Genomic DNA, 15,288 nt, shown 5'->3' with positions numbered 1-15,288 from the left:
GAAGAGACGACCGGGGCCCCGCGGGACCCCGGCGCTCACCTCAGTTTTTTTTCTCTCGCCGACAGCACCAGGCTGCCGTCCGCCCGGACCCTGTTCTGCAGGTCCAGCCCCGCGGCCGCCGCCGAGGCGAAGGCCGCGCGGTCGCCGGCCCGGAACACGCCGCTGACCGGCGTCTCGCCGAAGGCCCCCGCCTCTATGACGATCGGATCCTGGAGATACCGGTTCATCTCCGCCGCCGCCTGGCGCAGCGGCACATCCTCGAACACGAGCCGGCCCTCGATCCAGCTCGTCGCCTGCGCCGTGTCCACCGAACGCCGCCGCACCCCGTCGGCCGTGACCCGGGCCTGCTCGCCGGCCCGCATCCGCTCGCCCGGCCGGCCCGTCTTCGGCGCAACATCGACAGCGCCCTCGACTAGGGTGACCCGCACCGCCTCGCCCTGCCGCCGCACGTCGAACACCGTGCCGACCGCGGTCACCTCGGCCCCGCCGGCGGCCACCACGAAGGGCCGCGACGCATCCCTGGCCACGGTGAAGAGCGCCTGTCCGCGCTCCAGCACCACGCGCCGCTCGGTCCCGCTCATCCGCACCCGGACGGCCGACGCCGTGTCCAGGCGCACGGTGGAGCCGTCGGCCAGCTGCACCAGCTGCTGCTCGCCGACCTCGGTCACGAACAGCGACCGGCTGTCGAGCCACGCCCAGACCCCGACGCCCAGGACGAGGGCGGCCGCCGCCCCGCCGATGAGACCGATGATCCGGCCCTGTCGCCGCCGCCCGGCGTTGCGGTCCCGGCGCGTGAACGCCTCGTCCACCGCGGCCTGGATGCGGGCCTCGCCGCCCAGGCGGCCGGAGCCCTCCCAGACGGCCTGGACCCGTCGCCAGGCGTCGGCGTTGGCGGGCACGGCCCGCCAGGCGAAGAATTCCTCGATCGTATGGGTCGAGACGGGGCGTTCGCCCAGACGGGCGTGCCAGGCCGCCGCCTCCATGTCCGCCGCCGCCACCCGCGTGTTCCGGCTGACCATCCTGCGCCCCATATCTAGCGCCGAAGCTGGGCGGCGCAGTGGGCCAGGGCCCGCGTCATCCGCCACTCGACCGTTTTCGGACTGATGCCGAGCTGCTCGGCGATCTGCCTGTTGGTCAGGCCGCCGAACCGCGAGAGCAGAAAGACATCCCGAAGTTGTTCTGGCAAGGCGAGGACGATCTCCTCCAGCGCCAGCGCCGCCTCCTGGGGCGCCTCGACCGTGCCGCTCTCCGGCGTCGGCGCCGTCTCCGGGACCCGCGTTCGCCGCGCCGCCTGCTTCACCCCGTCCAGGCCGGCGTTGGTCGCGATCCGAAGCAGTAGGGCGCGCGGATGCCGGACCAGGGGCGAACCGCCATAGCTGACCAGCAGCCGCCGCCAGGCCTCCTGGGCATAGTCGTCGGCGTCGTCCCCGAACCGGCGTCTCAGCCGCCTCGTCAGCCAGCGCGCGTGCCGGCGATAGAGGTCGGCGATCCAGGCGTCCGACGTCCGCGCTTCTTCCCGTCCGATCGACACAGGCCCGCCTCCTTTCTCAAAGAGGCGGGCCCGGCCTCAGCCGGGTGTTGAGAACGTGGATTGAAGCACGCGCGAGCGCCTTTGGCCCCAGAGGAGCTTGGACATGCGCGCCCGCCACACCGGCGGCGCAGATCTACATCAGGTCGACAGTTCAATCGAGGTTCTCACGCCTCGGCGTCCCAGGGAACGCGGTCCAAGCCTTCTTGATTTGCCGCCGTCTGACAAGGCCCCGGTTTGGCGCGCCCGCCCCGCGGCGCTATCCTCCCCCGTCCGTCCGGATCGCCGCCGTCGTGTCCAAGCGCCCCGCGCCAAGGACGGCGGCCATGCCGACAGTCATGTTTCTCACCGTCCGGGCGGACACCCGCACCCGGCTCCCCACCCCAGACCCCGCCGCCATGCCCGCCCCTCCCCCTCGTGCTAGACTCGAATCATGAAGGACGGCCTCGACCATCTGCCCGAACGTCAGCAGCGTGAACTGGCGCGCATCCGCACCCACCTGCTCGACGAGTTCGACCGGGCCATCCAGTCCGGCGGCGGCCCGACCCAGTCCTGGCGCCGGGACGGCAAAATCCTCAAGCTCATCCTGTTCGGCTCGTATTCCCGCGACGACTGGGTCGACGCCCCCGAAACCGGCTACCAATCGGACTTCGACATCCTGGTCATCGTCAGCCACGAGAAGCTGACGGACATCTCCAGCTATTTCTACGTCGCCGAAGACAAGATCGCCCGCGACCCCGCCATCGGCCGCATCGTCAACATCATCGTCCACACCATGGCCGAGGTGAACCAGGGCCTCAGTCAAGGCCAATACTTCTGGACAAGCGTCATCCAGGACGGCGTCAAGCTCTACGCCCTGCCCGGCCACCCGTTCGTCGTCCCCAAGCCCATCACACCTGAGGAAGCAGCCAACACCGCTGCCACCTACTTTCAAGCGTGGGTCAAAAAAGTCGACTCAGCTTTGGGCTTGGCCCGGCACGCCGAGATGCAGGGAAACCGGAATGACGCCGCTTTCCTGACCCATCAAGCTGTTGAGCGGGCCTACGCCTGCTTCCTCCTCGTCCACTCTTTCTATTTCCCGCGCTCGCACAACATCAAGTTCCTGCGGTCCCAAGCCGAGGCCATGGACAAGTCTCTGGTCGCCGCCTGGCCTCGAGAGCAGCGCTCCGATCGTCGCAAGTTCGAGATGTTGAAGCGCGCCTATGTCGAAGCGCGCTATTCGGATCAGTATGATCTGAGCCCCGATGATCTCGCCTGGCTCATGAACGGCGCGCGTCGCCTTCAGAGTTTGGTCCAGGCAAGCTGTGAAAGGCGGCTGCTGCACCTACAGGCTAGTGCAGAAGCGAGCCGATAGGCTGAGCCGGTAGCTAGCGTCTTCAATGCGCCAGAACCGGATATTCCGCTGATCGCCGAAACGAGACGTTGGAGGCAGTCTTTCAGCGAACTCGATGGCGTAAGGCGTCGATGATGATCTGGAAGGCCAGCAGGCTCTGGCGACGGCTAGGGTAATAGAGGAAATAGCCGTCGAACATGGGCGACCAGTCGTCGAGCACCTGTTCCAGCGCGCCGGATGCGAGGTGCTCCACGACCATGCTGTCGGGGATGTAGGCTATGCCGAAGCCGCTGAGGGCCGCATCGACCTGCGCGTATGAGTTGTTGAACGCCACCTGGCCGTCGACCCGCACCCGGAGCTCTTGGCCGTTCTTTTCAAACTCCCAGGCGTAGAGGGCGCCGGAGCTTTCGTGACGGGTATTGATGCAAAGGTGCCGGACAAGGTCGCGGGGATGCTCGGGCCGGCCACGCTCCGCAAGATAAGAGGGGGACGCCACCGCCACGAGGCGCCAGTCGGGGCCGATCCGCACCGCGATCATGTCCTTTTCGACGCTCTCGCCCAGCCGTACGCCGGCGTCGTAGCCGTCCTCGACGATGTTGCGGAAGGTGCTGTCCAGAACCAGCTCCACCTTGATGTCGGGATAGGTTTCGAGCACCGGCTTAAGCTTCGGCCACACCACAGTCTCCAGAGCGTGATCGGACAGCGTCAGTCTGATTGAACCGGACGGCGTGTCGCGGAACGCCCTCAGGGCGGCGATCTCGTCCTCGATCTCGCCGAGTCTCGGCGTGATCGTCTGCAGCAGCCGTTGGCCGGCTGCGGTCAGGGCCACATTGCGGGTTGTCCGCGTCAAGAGACGAATGTCCAGACGCGCTTCCAGCTGCTTGATGGCGTGGCTCAGAGTCGACTGGGCGACGCCCAGCCGTGCGGCAGCCTTGGTGAAGCTTCGCTCTTCGGCAACCGCCTGGAACCAGGTGAGCTGGTTGAAATCGGTCGACAACGCATGGCCCTCTCATCGGATTAATCGATTCAGTCGATTAGAGCATGCGGATCAAGCTGGCTAATCGGATAGGCGTTCCGGGACTAGCTTCCGTCGCAAGATGACGAACGCCCCTGCATACCCGATGGCCGATCCGACCACCCAGACCGCCTCCAGCGACTGGGGCGCCGTGCTGTCGATGTCGCTGTGCGTCGCTCTGCTGATCGCCTCGGAATTCATGCCGGTCAGTTTGCTGACGCCGATGGCCACGGGTCTCGACGCGACCGTGGGCCAGACCGGTCAGGCGATCTCGATTAGCGGCCTCTTCGCCATTGTCTCTAGCCTGCTTGTGACCACGGTCGCCGGGCGCCTGAACCGCAAGGGCGTGCTGGTCGGCATGACGGTGCTGATGCTCGCCTCGCTCGTTATGGTCGCCGCAGCGCCGAACTTCACGGTGCTGATGATCGGACGCGCCTTGCTCGGCGTCTGCATCGGCGGCTTCTGGGCCCTTGCGACGCCCGTGATCATGCGCCTCGTCCCCGCGTCCGACGTGCCCAAGGCTCTGGCCCTCATGTATGGAGGCCAGGCCATCGCAGCCGCCTTCGCCGCGCCGATCGGCAGCTACGTCGGCGGGCTGCTGGGCTGGCGCGAGGTCTTCTGGGCGCTGACACCGCTGGTGGCGATCAATCTCGTCTGGCACCTCGTGGCGCTGCCATCGCTGCCGGCGCGCGGCCGTCAGGACGTCCGGTCGATGTTCGCCCTGCTGCGTCGCCCATACTTCGCCCTCGGCCTGATCGCCTCGATGCTCTCCTGGGGCTCGGCCTTCACCATGTTCACCTACCTGCGACCATTCCTGGAGCGCGTCACCGGAGCCGACGTGACGCTCCTGTCCCTGCTTCTTCTGGCGCTTGGCGTCGCCGGCTTCGTCGGCACCTGGGCGGCGGGCCGCTTCATCAAGGACGACATCGCCTCGCTCCTGAAGCTGCCGGCCCTGATCATGGGCGCGGCGACCCTGGGACTGTTGCTGTTCGGGGGTTCGTGGATCGTGGTCGGTGCCCTGCTGGTCGTGTGGGGTGTGATGAACACCGCCATGTCGGTGATCTGGATGACCTGGATGTCGCGCAACGCAGACGACGCGCCGGAGGCGGCGGGCGGTCTGATGGTCGCGGCGGTGCAGGCCTCCATCCTGCTCGGCGCCGTCGTCGGTGGATGGCTGCTCGACGGCTTCTCCATCCAGGCGACCTTCATCGGCAGCGTCGCGCTGGCGCTGCTCGCTCTCGTCCTGATCCGCCACGGGACCCGCCTGCTGAACCCTGCTCATGCAAACAGAGGGAGACCCCATGATGATCTCTGAAATCCTTCCGCACGGGATGACCCTGCGCCGCTTTGGCCGTCGCGATCTCCTGAAACTCAGTGGGACAGGCGCCGCCGCGCTAGGTGTCGGCATCCTCGCCCGTCCCAACCCCGTGAAGGCACAGACCATGACCACCGAATGGGACAAGGTGTTCCCCAAGAGCGCGGCCGTCGACCAAGAGAAGGTCACCTTCGAGAACCGCTACGGCATTCGCCTCACCGCCGACCTCTATCTTCCGAAGAACCGCTCCGGCGGGCGTCTGGCCGGGCTTGTGGTCGGCGGGCCATTCGGGGCCGTGAAGGAACAGTCCTCGGGCCTCTACGCCCAGACGATGGCCGAGCGCGGGTTTGCGGCCTTGGCATTCGACCCCTCGTTCACGGGTGAAAGCGGCGGCGAGCCCCGCAACGTAGCGTCGCCCGACATCAACACCGAAGACTTCATGGCGGCGGTCGACTTCCTCGGTCTGCACCCGTCGGTCGATCAGGAGCGGATCGGCGTCATCGGCATCTGCGGCTGGGGCGGCATGGCGCTGAACGCCGTCGCGGTCGACAAGCGCGTAAAGGCCGTCGCGACCAGCACGATGTATGACATGAGCCGCCTCATGTCGCGCGGCTACAACGACAGCGTCACGCCCGAGCAACGGTCGCAGACGCTGGAACAGCTCAGCCGCCAGCGCTGGGACGACGCCCGGAACGGCGGCCCCGCCTACGGGCCCGCGGCCAACGAACTGGAGGGCGGCGAGCCGCAGTTCCTGGTCGATTATCACGCCTACTACCGGACGCCGCGCGGCTACCACGCGCGCGCGGTGAACTCGGGCAATGCGTGGACGGTCACCAACCCGCTTTCGTTCATGAACTTCCCGCTGATGACCTACATCGCGGAAATCTCGCCCCGCCCGATCCTGCTGATCCACGGCGAGAACGCCCACTCGCGCTACTTCAGCGAGACGGCGTTCGCGGCGGCGGCGGAGCCGAAGGAACTGCTGATCATCCCGGGCGCCAGCCACGTCGATCTCTACGACCGCGTCGATCTGATCCCCTTCGATCGACTGACCCAATTCTTCCAGGAGCATCTCTCGTGATCATTTCGATTCTCTCAGCCATGGCCGCCCTGACTGGCGGCGAAACCCCCATGCAGACGCAAGCAAACGCCCCCGTCATGGAAATCACCCGCAAAGCCGACCAGACCCCAAGCCAGGGTTCGGCTGAATTCTTTACCGGCCGTGTCACCATCAGCGGTCTGTTCCAGCGTGAGGCCCCATCGCGCGTCGGCGGGGCCATCGTCCGGTTCGAGCCCGGCGCCCGCACGGCCTGGCACCTCCACCCGCTGGGTCAGACCCTGATCGTCACCGAGGGCGTCGGCTGGACCCAGATCAAGGGCGGTCCCAGGCTGGAGTTCCAAGCGGGCGACATCCTCTGGTGCCCTCCCGAGCACAAGCACTGGCACGGCGCCACGCCGCACGGTCCCATGGAACACATCGCCATCCATGAAAGCCAGAACGGCTCTCCCGTCACTTGGATGGAGCACGTCACCGACGACCAATATCTCGGCGGCGCGCCTGCGGCCGAAGCCGCGCGTTAGGCCGATGCGTCGAATGCTCGCGGTGCTCGCCGCCGTCGCCATCAGCGGCGCCTGCAGCGGTCCCGCGACGACGGCCGACACCGCGAACGAACAGGATCAGGCGCCGGCCGGCACGGAGCAAACCATGCGGATCAGGATAACCACAGGCGATCAGGACTTCACCGCTGTGCTGGAAGACAGCGAGACGGCGCGGGACTTCGCATCCCTGCTGCCGATCGAGGTCACGCTGCACGACCATAACAGGACCGAGAAGGTCGCTGATCTGCCCCGGCGTCTGTCGACAACCGGCGCGCCGGACGGCGCCGACCCCGTCGTCGGCGACATCGCCTACTACGCGCCGTGGGGCAATCTCGCGATCTACTACCGGGACTTCGCCTGGTCGCGCGGCCTCGTCCCCCTCGGCCGCCTCGAAGGCGACGCCTCATCGCTGGCCACAGTGGAGGCCGGACGAGCGCGGATCGAGATCGTTCCGGAAAACTGACAGCCCACTCCCTCCATTTTGAGACCAAGGCAAACCGCAATGAACGACAACATCACAGGCAAGACCACCGTCATCACCGGCGCATCCAGCGGCATGGGCGCCGCCGCCGCGCGTCACCTGGCCGGAAAGGGCGCGGCCGTCGTCCTCGGCGCCCGGCGAACCGACCGCATCGAGGCCCTGGTGAGCGAGATCACTGAGGCGGGCGGTAAGGCCATCGCCGTGCAGACCGACGTGACGAAGCGGGAAGATCTTCAGCGACTGATCGACGCCGCCATCGAGACCTACGGCCGCATCGACGTGCTGATCAACAACGCCGGCGTCATGCCCCTGTCCCCGCTGGAGCGGGTGAAGGTCGACGAATGGGACCAGATGATCGACGTCAATCTGAAGGGCGTGCTCTACGGCGTCGCCGCCGCACTGCCCCACATGATCGGGCAGAAGTCCGGCCACATCATCAACGTCGCGTCAGTGGCGGGTCACAAGCTCTTCGGCGGATCGGCCGTCTACTCCGCGACCAAGTTCGCCGTGCGCGCCTTTTCCGAAGGCCTCCGACAGGAGATGGCGCCCCACAACATCCGCACCACCATCCTCTCGCCCGGCGCGGTCAAGACGGAACTCCTCGACCACATCAGCGAGAAGGACGTCCAACAGGCGAACCGGGACTATGTCGGCCAGGTCGGCGTCCCCGCCGAGACCCTGGCCCGGCTTGTCGCCTTCGCGATCAACGAGCCGGAGGATGTCGGCATCAACGAAATCCTCTTCCGTCCGACTGCCCAGGAACTCTGACGCAGCATCCCACGGGCGGGGTGTCTCGCCGGCAGACAGAAGGAGAAGCGAAGTGCTTCGATCAGCAATATGCATCTCGGCCGCCTTGGTCCTGGCTGGTTGCGCGTCCGCACCTGCGCCGGATGACAGCGTGAGGGTGAGGATAACGGCCGGCGCCAGCGCCATGGTCGCAGAACTGGACGACACACCCACGGCGAGGAGCTTTGCCGCCCAGCTGCCGTTGCAGGTTTTGCTGCGGGATCACGACGCGACGGAGAAGGTGGCGACCCTGTCCCGGCCGCTGTCGCTGGATGGCGCACCGGCCGGCGCGGACGCCGCTGTCTACGACATCGCGTACTACGCGCCGCTCGGCAATTTCGTCATCTACTACCGCGATCCCGGCTACTTCCCCGGCCTCGTTCGGCTCGGCCGCATCGTGGCGGGCGCCGAGACGCTGGAAGCGGCGAGCGGCCCTGCCACCATCGAACGCATCAGCCAATGAAAGGCGAACCCATGACTTCATCAACCGACCGACGGGGGTTCCTGTTGGGCGCCGCCACGGCGTCCATCGGTGCCGGCCTGCCCCTGGGCGGCGCCGTCTGGAGCAGCTCTGCTGCTGCGCAAACCACAAGCTCAACGAGGCGAGGAACCATGAACACGCGCAATCTGGGTAGCCTGCAGGTGTCCGAGCTAGGCTTCGGCTGCATGGGCCTTAGCGGCGGACACTACGGCCCCGGCGTCGACCGCGCCGAGGGCGTGCGCATGATCCGCGCCGCGCATGAGCAGGGCGTGCGCTTTTTCGATACCGCCGAAGTCTACGGCCCCTATGTCAACGAGGAGTTGGTCGGCGAGGCGCTCGCTCCAGTGCGCGACCAGGTGAAGATCGCCACCAAGTTCGGCTTCGCCATCGACGGCACCAACGGGCTCAACAGCCGGCCTGAGAATATCCGAAGGGTCGCCGAGGCGTCGCTTCGACGGCTGCGGACCGACCACATCGATCTTTTCTACCAGCACCGGGTCGATCCGAACGTGCCGATCGAAGATGTTGCCAGCACGGTGCGAGACCTGATCCGTGAAGGCAAGGTGCTGCATTTCGGCCTTTCTGAGCCCAGCGCTCGCACCATCCGCCGCGCCCATGCAGTGCAGCCGGTCTCGGCTATCCAAACCGAGTATTCGCTGATCGAGCGCAGCGTTGAGCGCAACGGCGTTCTCGATGCCTGCGAGGAACTCGGCATCGGCTTCGTCCCCTGGGGCCCGCTCGGGCAGGGCTTCCTGCCCGGCACGATGAGCGTGGATGTTCAGGCGTCGATGGACCCGGCAAACGACCTGCGCGCCAGCTTCCCACGCTTCTCGCCCATGGTCATGCAGAACAACCGGCCGGTGATCGACTTTCTGACCCGGTTCGGCGCCCCGCGCGGCGCCACGCCGGCTCAGGTCTCCCTGGCCTGGCTGATAGCTCGCAAGCCGTGGATCGTGCCGATCCCCGGAACCGGCAATGCCAATCACCTTCGCGAGAATATCGGTGCGACGCAGGTCCGCTTGAGCCCTGAAGATGTCCAGCAACTGGAAACCGGGCTGGCGCAGATCGAAATCTACGGAGGGCGAATGGATGCCCGTCAGATGAGGCAGATCAGTTGGGACGCTTGAACTACGCCCATTCGCCCGTAATCGCGAGCCGGAGGATTTCGGCATCAACGAAATCCTGTTCCGGCCGACCGCCCAGGAACTGGCCGAAAGCGGACCTCCCCAAAGTCAGAGAGGAGTCAGTAGCGGACCTCCCCTGCTCCGCTCCGGCCTGAACGGAGAGATAACCGCTTCTGGCTCATTGTCGACGTCGGGAATCTCTGCACTGGGACAACGAGTACGCCTGGCCAGTCTGGAGCTGATCCGGTTGGCGCAGGGATCGTGGACCAGACCGTGTTTCGCTGGCGCCGGCGACGAATTGAAGTCGTCGTACCCAAGCCTTAGTCGAGCGACAATGTGCCGATCGGAGAAGCGTCGAGGTCCTCAAATAAAGTGACCATCATCGCGTTTCGCACGCGGACCAGGGTTGCTTCGAAGGACTCGTTCGGGGGTGCCGAACCTAGGTAGGGCATGGCCTCTTCAAACTGCTGACGGGCCGCGACGCGGGACACAGCTCTGCCAACCTCTACGCGCACCGCCAAAGCTTCCGGTGAGTCGCATCCTTCTCTGAGGATGCTGCCCAGTGTAGCCAGGATCAGGGGAATGAAGGGCTCTTCCTCCGGAGCGGTTGCCGCCTGACGCGCCAAAAGGAGCCGGGCCGGAAGCCCCCCTACGAACGCTAGGTCAGGTGCCACTCGCATCGCGAAGTGGCGAGCAGTTGGGCAGAAGCCCAAGTCCGTCGATTTTCCAGCAGCAATCGCCTCGATCTTGCAAAGCGGAGCCCCTGACATCCAAACCGGAACGACCTTCTCGATGAGATCCAGGGCCTGCAGTGCGCGGGCCTCGTCGGACGGTAATTTCTTGTAAGCGTCGCCAAAGAGCCCCTCTAGGCTTTCCGGGCGAACCAAATCCATCAACCGGAGCGGTTCTTCGCGCACCCAAGCCAGCAGAGCCGCGACAGCATCGTAAGCGTTTCCCGCCAAGGCGTCGCTGTCGACGAGCTTCAAGAGGCTTTCCATCAGCGCTAAGGACAGGCCAGTCGAAGCACAGACCAAGCCCAACCAATGGACTTCGTCCTTAGCGGCGGCCGGGCGAGCCGCCACGGCAGCGGCGACGCGCGACGCGATCCAAGCCGTATTGCCGGCCTCGGTCTTCCGGTAGGCCACGAGGGACCGTTTGAGCATGACCTCAGCCGGGTCCGGACCGCCACCGGATGTCGCGGTAGGAAGCCGGCCGAGCAGGTAGGCCGCCGACCCCGTGAGCGTGATGCCGTTGTGGATGTCGTCGAGGGCAGCCCCGAGGGGGTCGTCGATGATCAGGCACTGGTCCGATTGTTCGAAGATGGCGCGAAGGTCCATCCAGTCCTCGCTGATCAGGGACTTGGCCTGATCGAATCCGATCACGTGGCTGGGGACCAGCAACACGAAACCTTGTGAGCCTTCACCGGCTCGGCCCGCCCGTCCGGCCGCGTTTAGCAACTCGTGCGCCTCTAGTTGCTTGAGTTTGTCCACTTTGGGATCGAATCGACTGTCGCCACAAATCACGACGACCTCGCTGGGCAGGTTCATACCCTGCGCCAGAGTCGAGGTTGCGAATAGCGCGTGCAGGCCGTCCTTGCGCTTGAAGAGGCCCTCATGGAGCTCTCGTTCCTCGCGCAGAAGAAGGGCGTGATGGCTGGCCGCGCCCGTTCTGACGACTCCCGCATCGTCGATAGGAAGATAGCAGTATTCTGCTCCGCCCATTTCTTCGACGATAAGGGAGCGCCAAGCCTGCTCCTCTTCGGTGAGGACAACATCGTGCGGTGACAGATGGTTGGCGAACTCGCGCACGCACTTGGCACACGCGATGGTGTTCTGTACAAAGACAAGGGTTTTCATGCCGGCTCCGACGGACCCAGCCGCTATCGCCGTGCTGACTTCGTTGCCGTTGGGTGTGAGGTACCAGCGTCGCCCTTTGCTGGTGCCCAGCCGCGTGGGCGTGTCGAGAAGCGCTCGCAGGGCGTAGTCTTCGGTGTCCGTGGAATTCCACGTCTGTCGCAGGCCGAAGAAACCGAAAGGCTCGGCGGATAGCTCGCGCTGCACCCCGACTGGCACTGCGTTCTGACCGGGCTTGGCCTTCCTCGCTGCCGTCAGTTTTGTCTCAAGCTCGCTGATGCGGTCCATGTCGTAGACGACGCAGCCTCGCGCTTGGCGGGTCGGTTTCCACGCCAGATCGAGCGTCAGGCAATCACGGCCAGTCAGGGTCTTCAGCCATCCCGCCAGCTCGGCCGTGTTCTTCATCATTGCCGAGAGAAGCAGAAGATCTGCCTCAGGTGCCGCCTGGGTGAGGTTGAGCAGGCAGAGCATGCTGTCCAACCCCCGGCGGCTTCGGTCATCGGGTCGGGCGTGGATGAGGTGGCACTCGTCGAACACGATAAGGCCCAACCCAGAAAACGCCTGTGGCTGCATAGCCAGCAACATAAGGCAGCGTTCTGGTGTGGTGACGATGATCTCCGGAAGCTCGATCACCAAGCTAAGCGTGACGTCGTCTTCGATGTCACCGATGACAGAAGCATCACGAAATGTCTTCTGCAGGGCCTTGGTGGTCTGGCCGACAAGCGCGTGCGTCGGTGCCAGAAACACGACCTGTTTGCCCTGAAGTAAGGCCGTCGCGATCTTTAGCTCGGCAAGGGTCGATTTACCGGCCCCGGTCGGAAAACTGATAGCCGCGGATAGACCAGGGTTGAGCAGCCCCTGATCGATGGCGGCTCGGTGGTTCCGCCATAGAAACGGGCGCGATCGGACCATTCGCCGCAGGATATCGCGCCAGCCGGTTTGATCGATCCCGATTGGGGCAGGGAGGTGAGCGAGGGCCGCCGCACCCATGTCTCGTTCCGCTGCGAGCAACAGATTGGCAAGGTGCAGGGGTCCTGAGAAAACGCTATAGGCAGCGCGGCCGTCTCCGAAGGGATCGGCCAATTCGTCGACGCAGAGCGCCTTAACCCTCAGGAACAGCTGGCGCGCGGTGCCGTCGTCGTCATCAGACGCGGGGTTGCGAAGCTGCCGTCCGAGGGCGCGAACTCCACGCAGGAGAAGGTCTAACAGGGCTTCAAGCGCTCGATCTTCCGGCGCCACTGCGCTGCGTTCAGGCAGCGGGTCGGAGATGACTTCGCCCAGCCCGCCTTCCGCCAGCTTTTTGAGGGCGACCAGCAGCCCCCGTTCGGTAGGTCCAGCCTCTTCGGAGTCGGCTACGATCCGCTTGGCTGCCTCGGCCGCGTCCGGATAGGCCTCGGCGATAAGGAAAAGAAGCGCGGCGCTGATCTCCGAACTGATGTTGGTGGCGCTGATCCGGCTCGCGGACTGTGTCCCGACGCGAGCGAGCCTCCGAGCTTGGTGGGCCGAGGCTGCGACGAAAGCCGCAGCAGCCCGATTGTCGCGATCTGGCATAAGGGCAACATAGATTTCGTGTGTCGCCGCCAGCCGGGTCAGCAGCGCCAAGGTTCGTGCGACCTCCGTGCCATCCGGCTCTGGAGTGCCGGTGCGCAGGCGAACTCTCGCCGCCACCACGGTCGCGAACGCATCGGTCAAGATCTGCGGCAAGGCTGAAAGGTCCAGGCCTTCCAAGGCTGGAGCTCGCTGGATGAGCTCAACTGTTTCCGGATCAAACATGGTCCGGAAGCCCCTCGACCTTGGTGATCACTAGGTTGGCAAAAGCCTGCATCCAAGGTCTCAGGTTCTGTACCACCATTGTTTCCGCGATGCGGCGGCTGATTGCACCCGGAGCTTTGCTGTCGAATCCTTTGAAGAGCGCAAGTCGTGGCTCGGGGGTCGCGTGGGATTTGTCCACGGTGATGGCCACCCGGTAACGGCGCGCCTCCTTCCAGGCGATCTCCTCGACGGCCGCTTCGACGTTCAGGTCGGGGAATGTCCTCAGTTGCGTTTGCAGAAGAGCGCTTACCTCCTGCCCGAGCTCGTTACTGCGCTCGCCCTGCTCAAGCTTCGTGATACCCGGCCATACATCTTTCCGAATGGTGTCGCGCGGTTTTCCGGTGGCCTTGTCTTCGAAGACGATGACCCCTGTCACAGCCCCCGCGTCGCTCAGCTCCAGCTTCAACCCGTCAAAGCCCTTATGCGCTTTGATCAGGTGCGGGGCCCGTATGGCCACCCCGCCGTCGTCGTGAGCTGCGATCCACGAAATCGCCTGAAAGACCCATCCATCGCGGTGCCAGGGACCTTCTTCTGGCTTGAGGGTGAGAAGGCCGATGGCGTCCTTCTTGGCCGCCTGCCTGACCTTAGTTGGCGTGGCCGCTTCTCCAAGCAGAATCTTGCTGACATGGCTAAACTGCCCAACCGCGATGCGGGCGACCTGTTCCGCTAGGACATCTTCATCGACTACCGTCCACTCCGACCCTTCGCAGAGGATTGAGGTCGTCACTTTCTGAAGCGCCAGTGTCACGCGCGCACCATCTTCGAAATGTAATCCACAGCAGCCCAGTGCCCCTCTTTGACGAACCGAGCTCTACAGTAGAGCTTAGGATAGGGATACAATCGCCAGTAGAAATGTGCCGGACAGCTTCCATCACGCTTAATCCTTGAGTGAAGAAATGTCCGCTACCTGGAGGCATTCCAGTGTCCGCTTGTGGCGCAATGCCAACGCTCTCGCTGAGCCGATTGGCTCCGACCGTACCGGCGCGGCACGAGATCCTGATGTCTGACGCGGTTGTGCCCAACGCATATACTTACGAAGGAGCGGTATGGACGAGTTCGATCTGCCCGACGAAATTGAGCCGCTGCTGACCGCGCGCGACCAGCTGAAACGGCGCTATGCCTCGTCGGGGTTGAAGTTCACCCTCGACGGAAACCTTGTGGGCGACATTGGGGAAGCCATAGCCGCTGAACTCTACGGCGTTCAACTGAGCGCCCGATGCGGCGCTGGGATCGATGGCATGTCGGCCGGCGAGAACCCAAAATCCGTTCAGGTCAAAGCGAGCGGGACTGGCCGCGGCCCCGCCTTTCGCAAGGTGGATCTCCGAGCAGATCACCTGCTGTTTTTCCATCTCGATTTCGAAAACCGGCGTGGGCTCACGATCTTCAACGGCCCGGAAGCCGTCGCGCTGGAGGAGGTCACGTTGAAGCGCGGCGAGCAAAAAAATCTTGCTCTGGGCCGGCTCCGAGCGGCTAACGCCAGGGTTTTGGAGGCCGACCGTCTCCCGCTCCTGCGGGTGCGTTGAGCGTGCCGCTAGGTAATCACCCGAGTTTTGATCGGCCGGCAGTTAACGTCCCTCTGTGGCGCTACACTGACTTGCCGAAGTTTGTCGAAATGATCACTTCCGGCAGTCTCTGGCTCACGAGTGCTGAAGTCCTAGCCCAGGACGATCCGTATGAGTGCCTGCCCGGTCCCGTCCAGTTTCCGCATCGGATGTGGAAGTCCATCGACGAAGTACCCGAGGCGCTCCGTGTCCAGATCTTGGAAATCTACGGCAGGAAGAACAACGACAGTCCCGAAGCCATGTTTCGTGGATGGGTGATGGTTGAGGAGCAGCGTTGTATCATGACGCGCTCCGGCCGCCGCGACTATTTCATAAGCTGCTGGCACGCCGCCAAGAACGAGTCGGCTGCAATGTGGAAGGTCTACGGCGCTCCCGGTGCGGGTGTCGCAGTCGTCACCA

Annotated in this window: 15 protein-coding genes; 10 read left to right on the top strand and 5 right to left on the bottom strand. The window is 64.8% G+C overall.

Annotation, left to right across the window (positions count from 1 at the left end; genetic code table 11):
* Positions 1-35: 35 nt before the first annotated feature.
* Complete coding sequence (locus ACK4I0_RS12220; RefSeq protein WP_409611349.1) at positions 36-1,019, bottom strand: FecR family protein; 984 nt, start codon at positions 1,017-1,019, stop codon at positions 36-38.
* Between the two features lie 14 nt (positions 1,020-1,033).
* A complete protein-coding gene (locus ACK4I0_RS12215) occupies positions 1,034-1,531 on the bottom strand; it encodes an RNA polymerase sigma factor (RefSeq protein ID WP_409611347.1) in 498 nt (165 codons plus the stop codon).
* A 430-nt stretch (positions 1,532-1,961) separates the two neighbouring features.
* Between ACK4I0_RS12215 and ACK4I0_RS12210 the strand changes: the two genes are divergently transcribed.
* Positions 1,962-2,882: a HEPN domain-containing protein gene (locus ACK4I0_RS12210; protein ID WP_409611345.1), complete on the top strand. Its 921-nt coding sequence runs from the start codon at positions 1,962-1,964 to the stop codon at positions 2,880-2,882.
* An 82-nt stretch (positions 2,883-2,964) separates the two neighbouring features.
* On the opposite strand, the gene ACK4I0_RS12205 is transcribed toward ACK4I0_RS12210, so the two are convergent.
* Complete coding sequence (locus tag ACK4I0_RS12205; RefSeq protein WP_409611343.1) at positions 2,965-3,858, bottom strand: LysR family transcriptional regulator; 894 nt, start codon at positions 3,856-3,858, stop codon at positions 2,965-2,967.
* A gap of 124 nt (positions 3,859-3,982) precedes the next feature.
* On the opposite strand from ACK4I0_RS12205, the gene ACK4I0_RS12200 reads away from it, so the two are divergent.
* The 7 genes from ACK4I0_RS12200 to ACK4I0_RS12170 all read left to right on the top strand — a co-directional run bounded on the left by ACK4I0_RS12200 (position 3,983) and on the right by ACK4I0_RS12170 (position 9,665).
* Complete coding sequence (locus tag ACK4I0_RS12200; protein WP_409611341.1) at positions 3,983-5,191, top strand: MFS transporter; 1,209 nt, start codon at positions 3,983-3,985, stop codon at positions 5,189-5,191.
* A complete protein-coding gene (locus tag ACK4I0_RS12195) occupies positions 5,178-6,272 on the top strand; it encodes an alpha/beta hydrolase (RefSeq protein ID WP_409611339.1) in 1,095 nt (364 codons plus the stop codon). Before ACK4I0_RS12200 ends, ACK4I0_RS12195 begins: the two co-directional genes overlap by 14 nt.
* On the top strand, positions 6,269-6,772 hold the full coding sequence (locus tag ACK4I0_RS12190) for a cupin domain-containing protein (RefSeq protein ID WP_409611337.1): 504 nt from the start codon (positions 6,269-6,271) through the stop codon (positions 6,770-6,772). Before ACK4I0_RS12195 ends, ACK4I0_RS12190 begins: the two co-directional genes overlap by 4 nt.
* A gap of 13 nt (positions 6,773-6,785) precedes the next feature.
* Positions 6,786-7,253, top strand: coding sequence for a cyclophilin-like fold protein (locus ACK4I0_RS12185; RefSeq protein ID WP_409611335.1), 468 nt, complete (start codon positions 6,786-6,788; stop codon positions 7,251-7,253).
* A 39-nt stretch (positions 7,254-7,292) separates the two neighbouring features.
* Positions 7,293-8,039, top strand: a complete 747-nt coding sequence (locus ACK4I0_RS12180; protein WP_409611334.1) for an SDR family oxidoreductase — start codon at positions 7,293-7,295, stop codon at positions 8,037-8,039.
* Positions 7,990-8,520, top strand: coding sequence for a cyclophilin-like fold protein (locus ACK4I0_RS12175; protein WP_409611333.1), 531 nt, complete (start codon positions 7,990-7,992; stop codon positions 8,518-8,520). Before ACK4I0_RS12180 ends, ACK4I0_RS12175 begins: the two co-directional genes overlap by 50 nt.
* A 149-nt stretch (positions 8,521-8,669) precedes the next feature.
* Entirely contained in the window at positions 8,670-9,665 is a 996-nt protein-coding gene (locus tag ACK4I0_RS12170; RefSeq protein WP_409611331.1) for an aldo/keto reductase, read from the top strand.
* A gap of 317 nt (positions 9,666-9,982) precedes the next feature.
* On the opposite strand, the gene ACK4I0_RS12165 is transcribed toward ACK4I0_RS12170, so the two are convergent.
* Together ACK4I0_RS12165 and ACK4I0_RS12160 are read right to left on the bottom strand one after the other, a co-directional pair.
* Entirely contained in the window at positions 9,983-13,288 is a 3,306-nt protein-coding gene (locus ACK4I0_RS12165) for a DEAD/DEAH box helicase (RefSeq protein WP_409611329.1), read from the bottom strand.
* Complete coding sequence (locus ACK4I0_RS12160; protein ID WP_409611327.1) at positions 13,281-14,075, bottom strand: hypothetical protein; 795 nt, start codon at positions 14,073-14,075, stop codon at positions 13,281-13,283. Before ACK4I0_RS12160 ends, ACK4I0_RS12165 begins: the two co-directional genes overlap by 8 nt.
* Positions 14,076-14,373: 298 nt before the next feature.
* Between ACK4I0_RS12160 and ACK4I0_RS12155 the strand changes: the two genes are divergently transcribed.
* Positions 14,374-14,850: a DUF6998 domain-containing protein gene (locus ACK4I0_RS12155; RefSeq protein WP_409611325.1), complete on the top strand. Its 477-nt coding sequence runs from the start codon at positions 14,374-14,376 to the stop codon at positions 14,848-14,850.
* Between the two features lie 89 nt (positions 14,851-14,939).
* On the top strand, positions 14,940-15,288 hold a 349-nt coding region (locus ACK4I0_RS12150; RefSeq protein WP_409611323.1), incomplete at its 3' end, for a hypothetical protein.

Origin of the sequence: Brevundimonas sp., assembly GCF_046295775.1 — a bacterium.
Classification (GTDB): domain Bacteria; phylum Pseudomonadota; class Alphaproteobacteria; order Caulobacterales; family Caulobacteraceae; genus Brevundimonas.
This window is presented reverse-complemented; position numbering and strand designations above follow the sequence as displayed.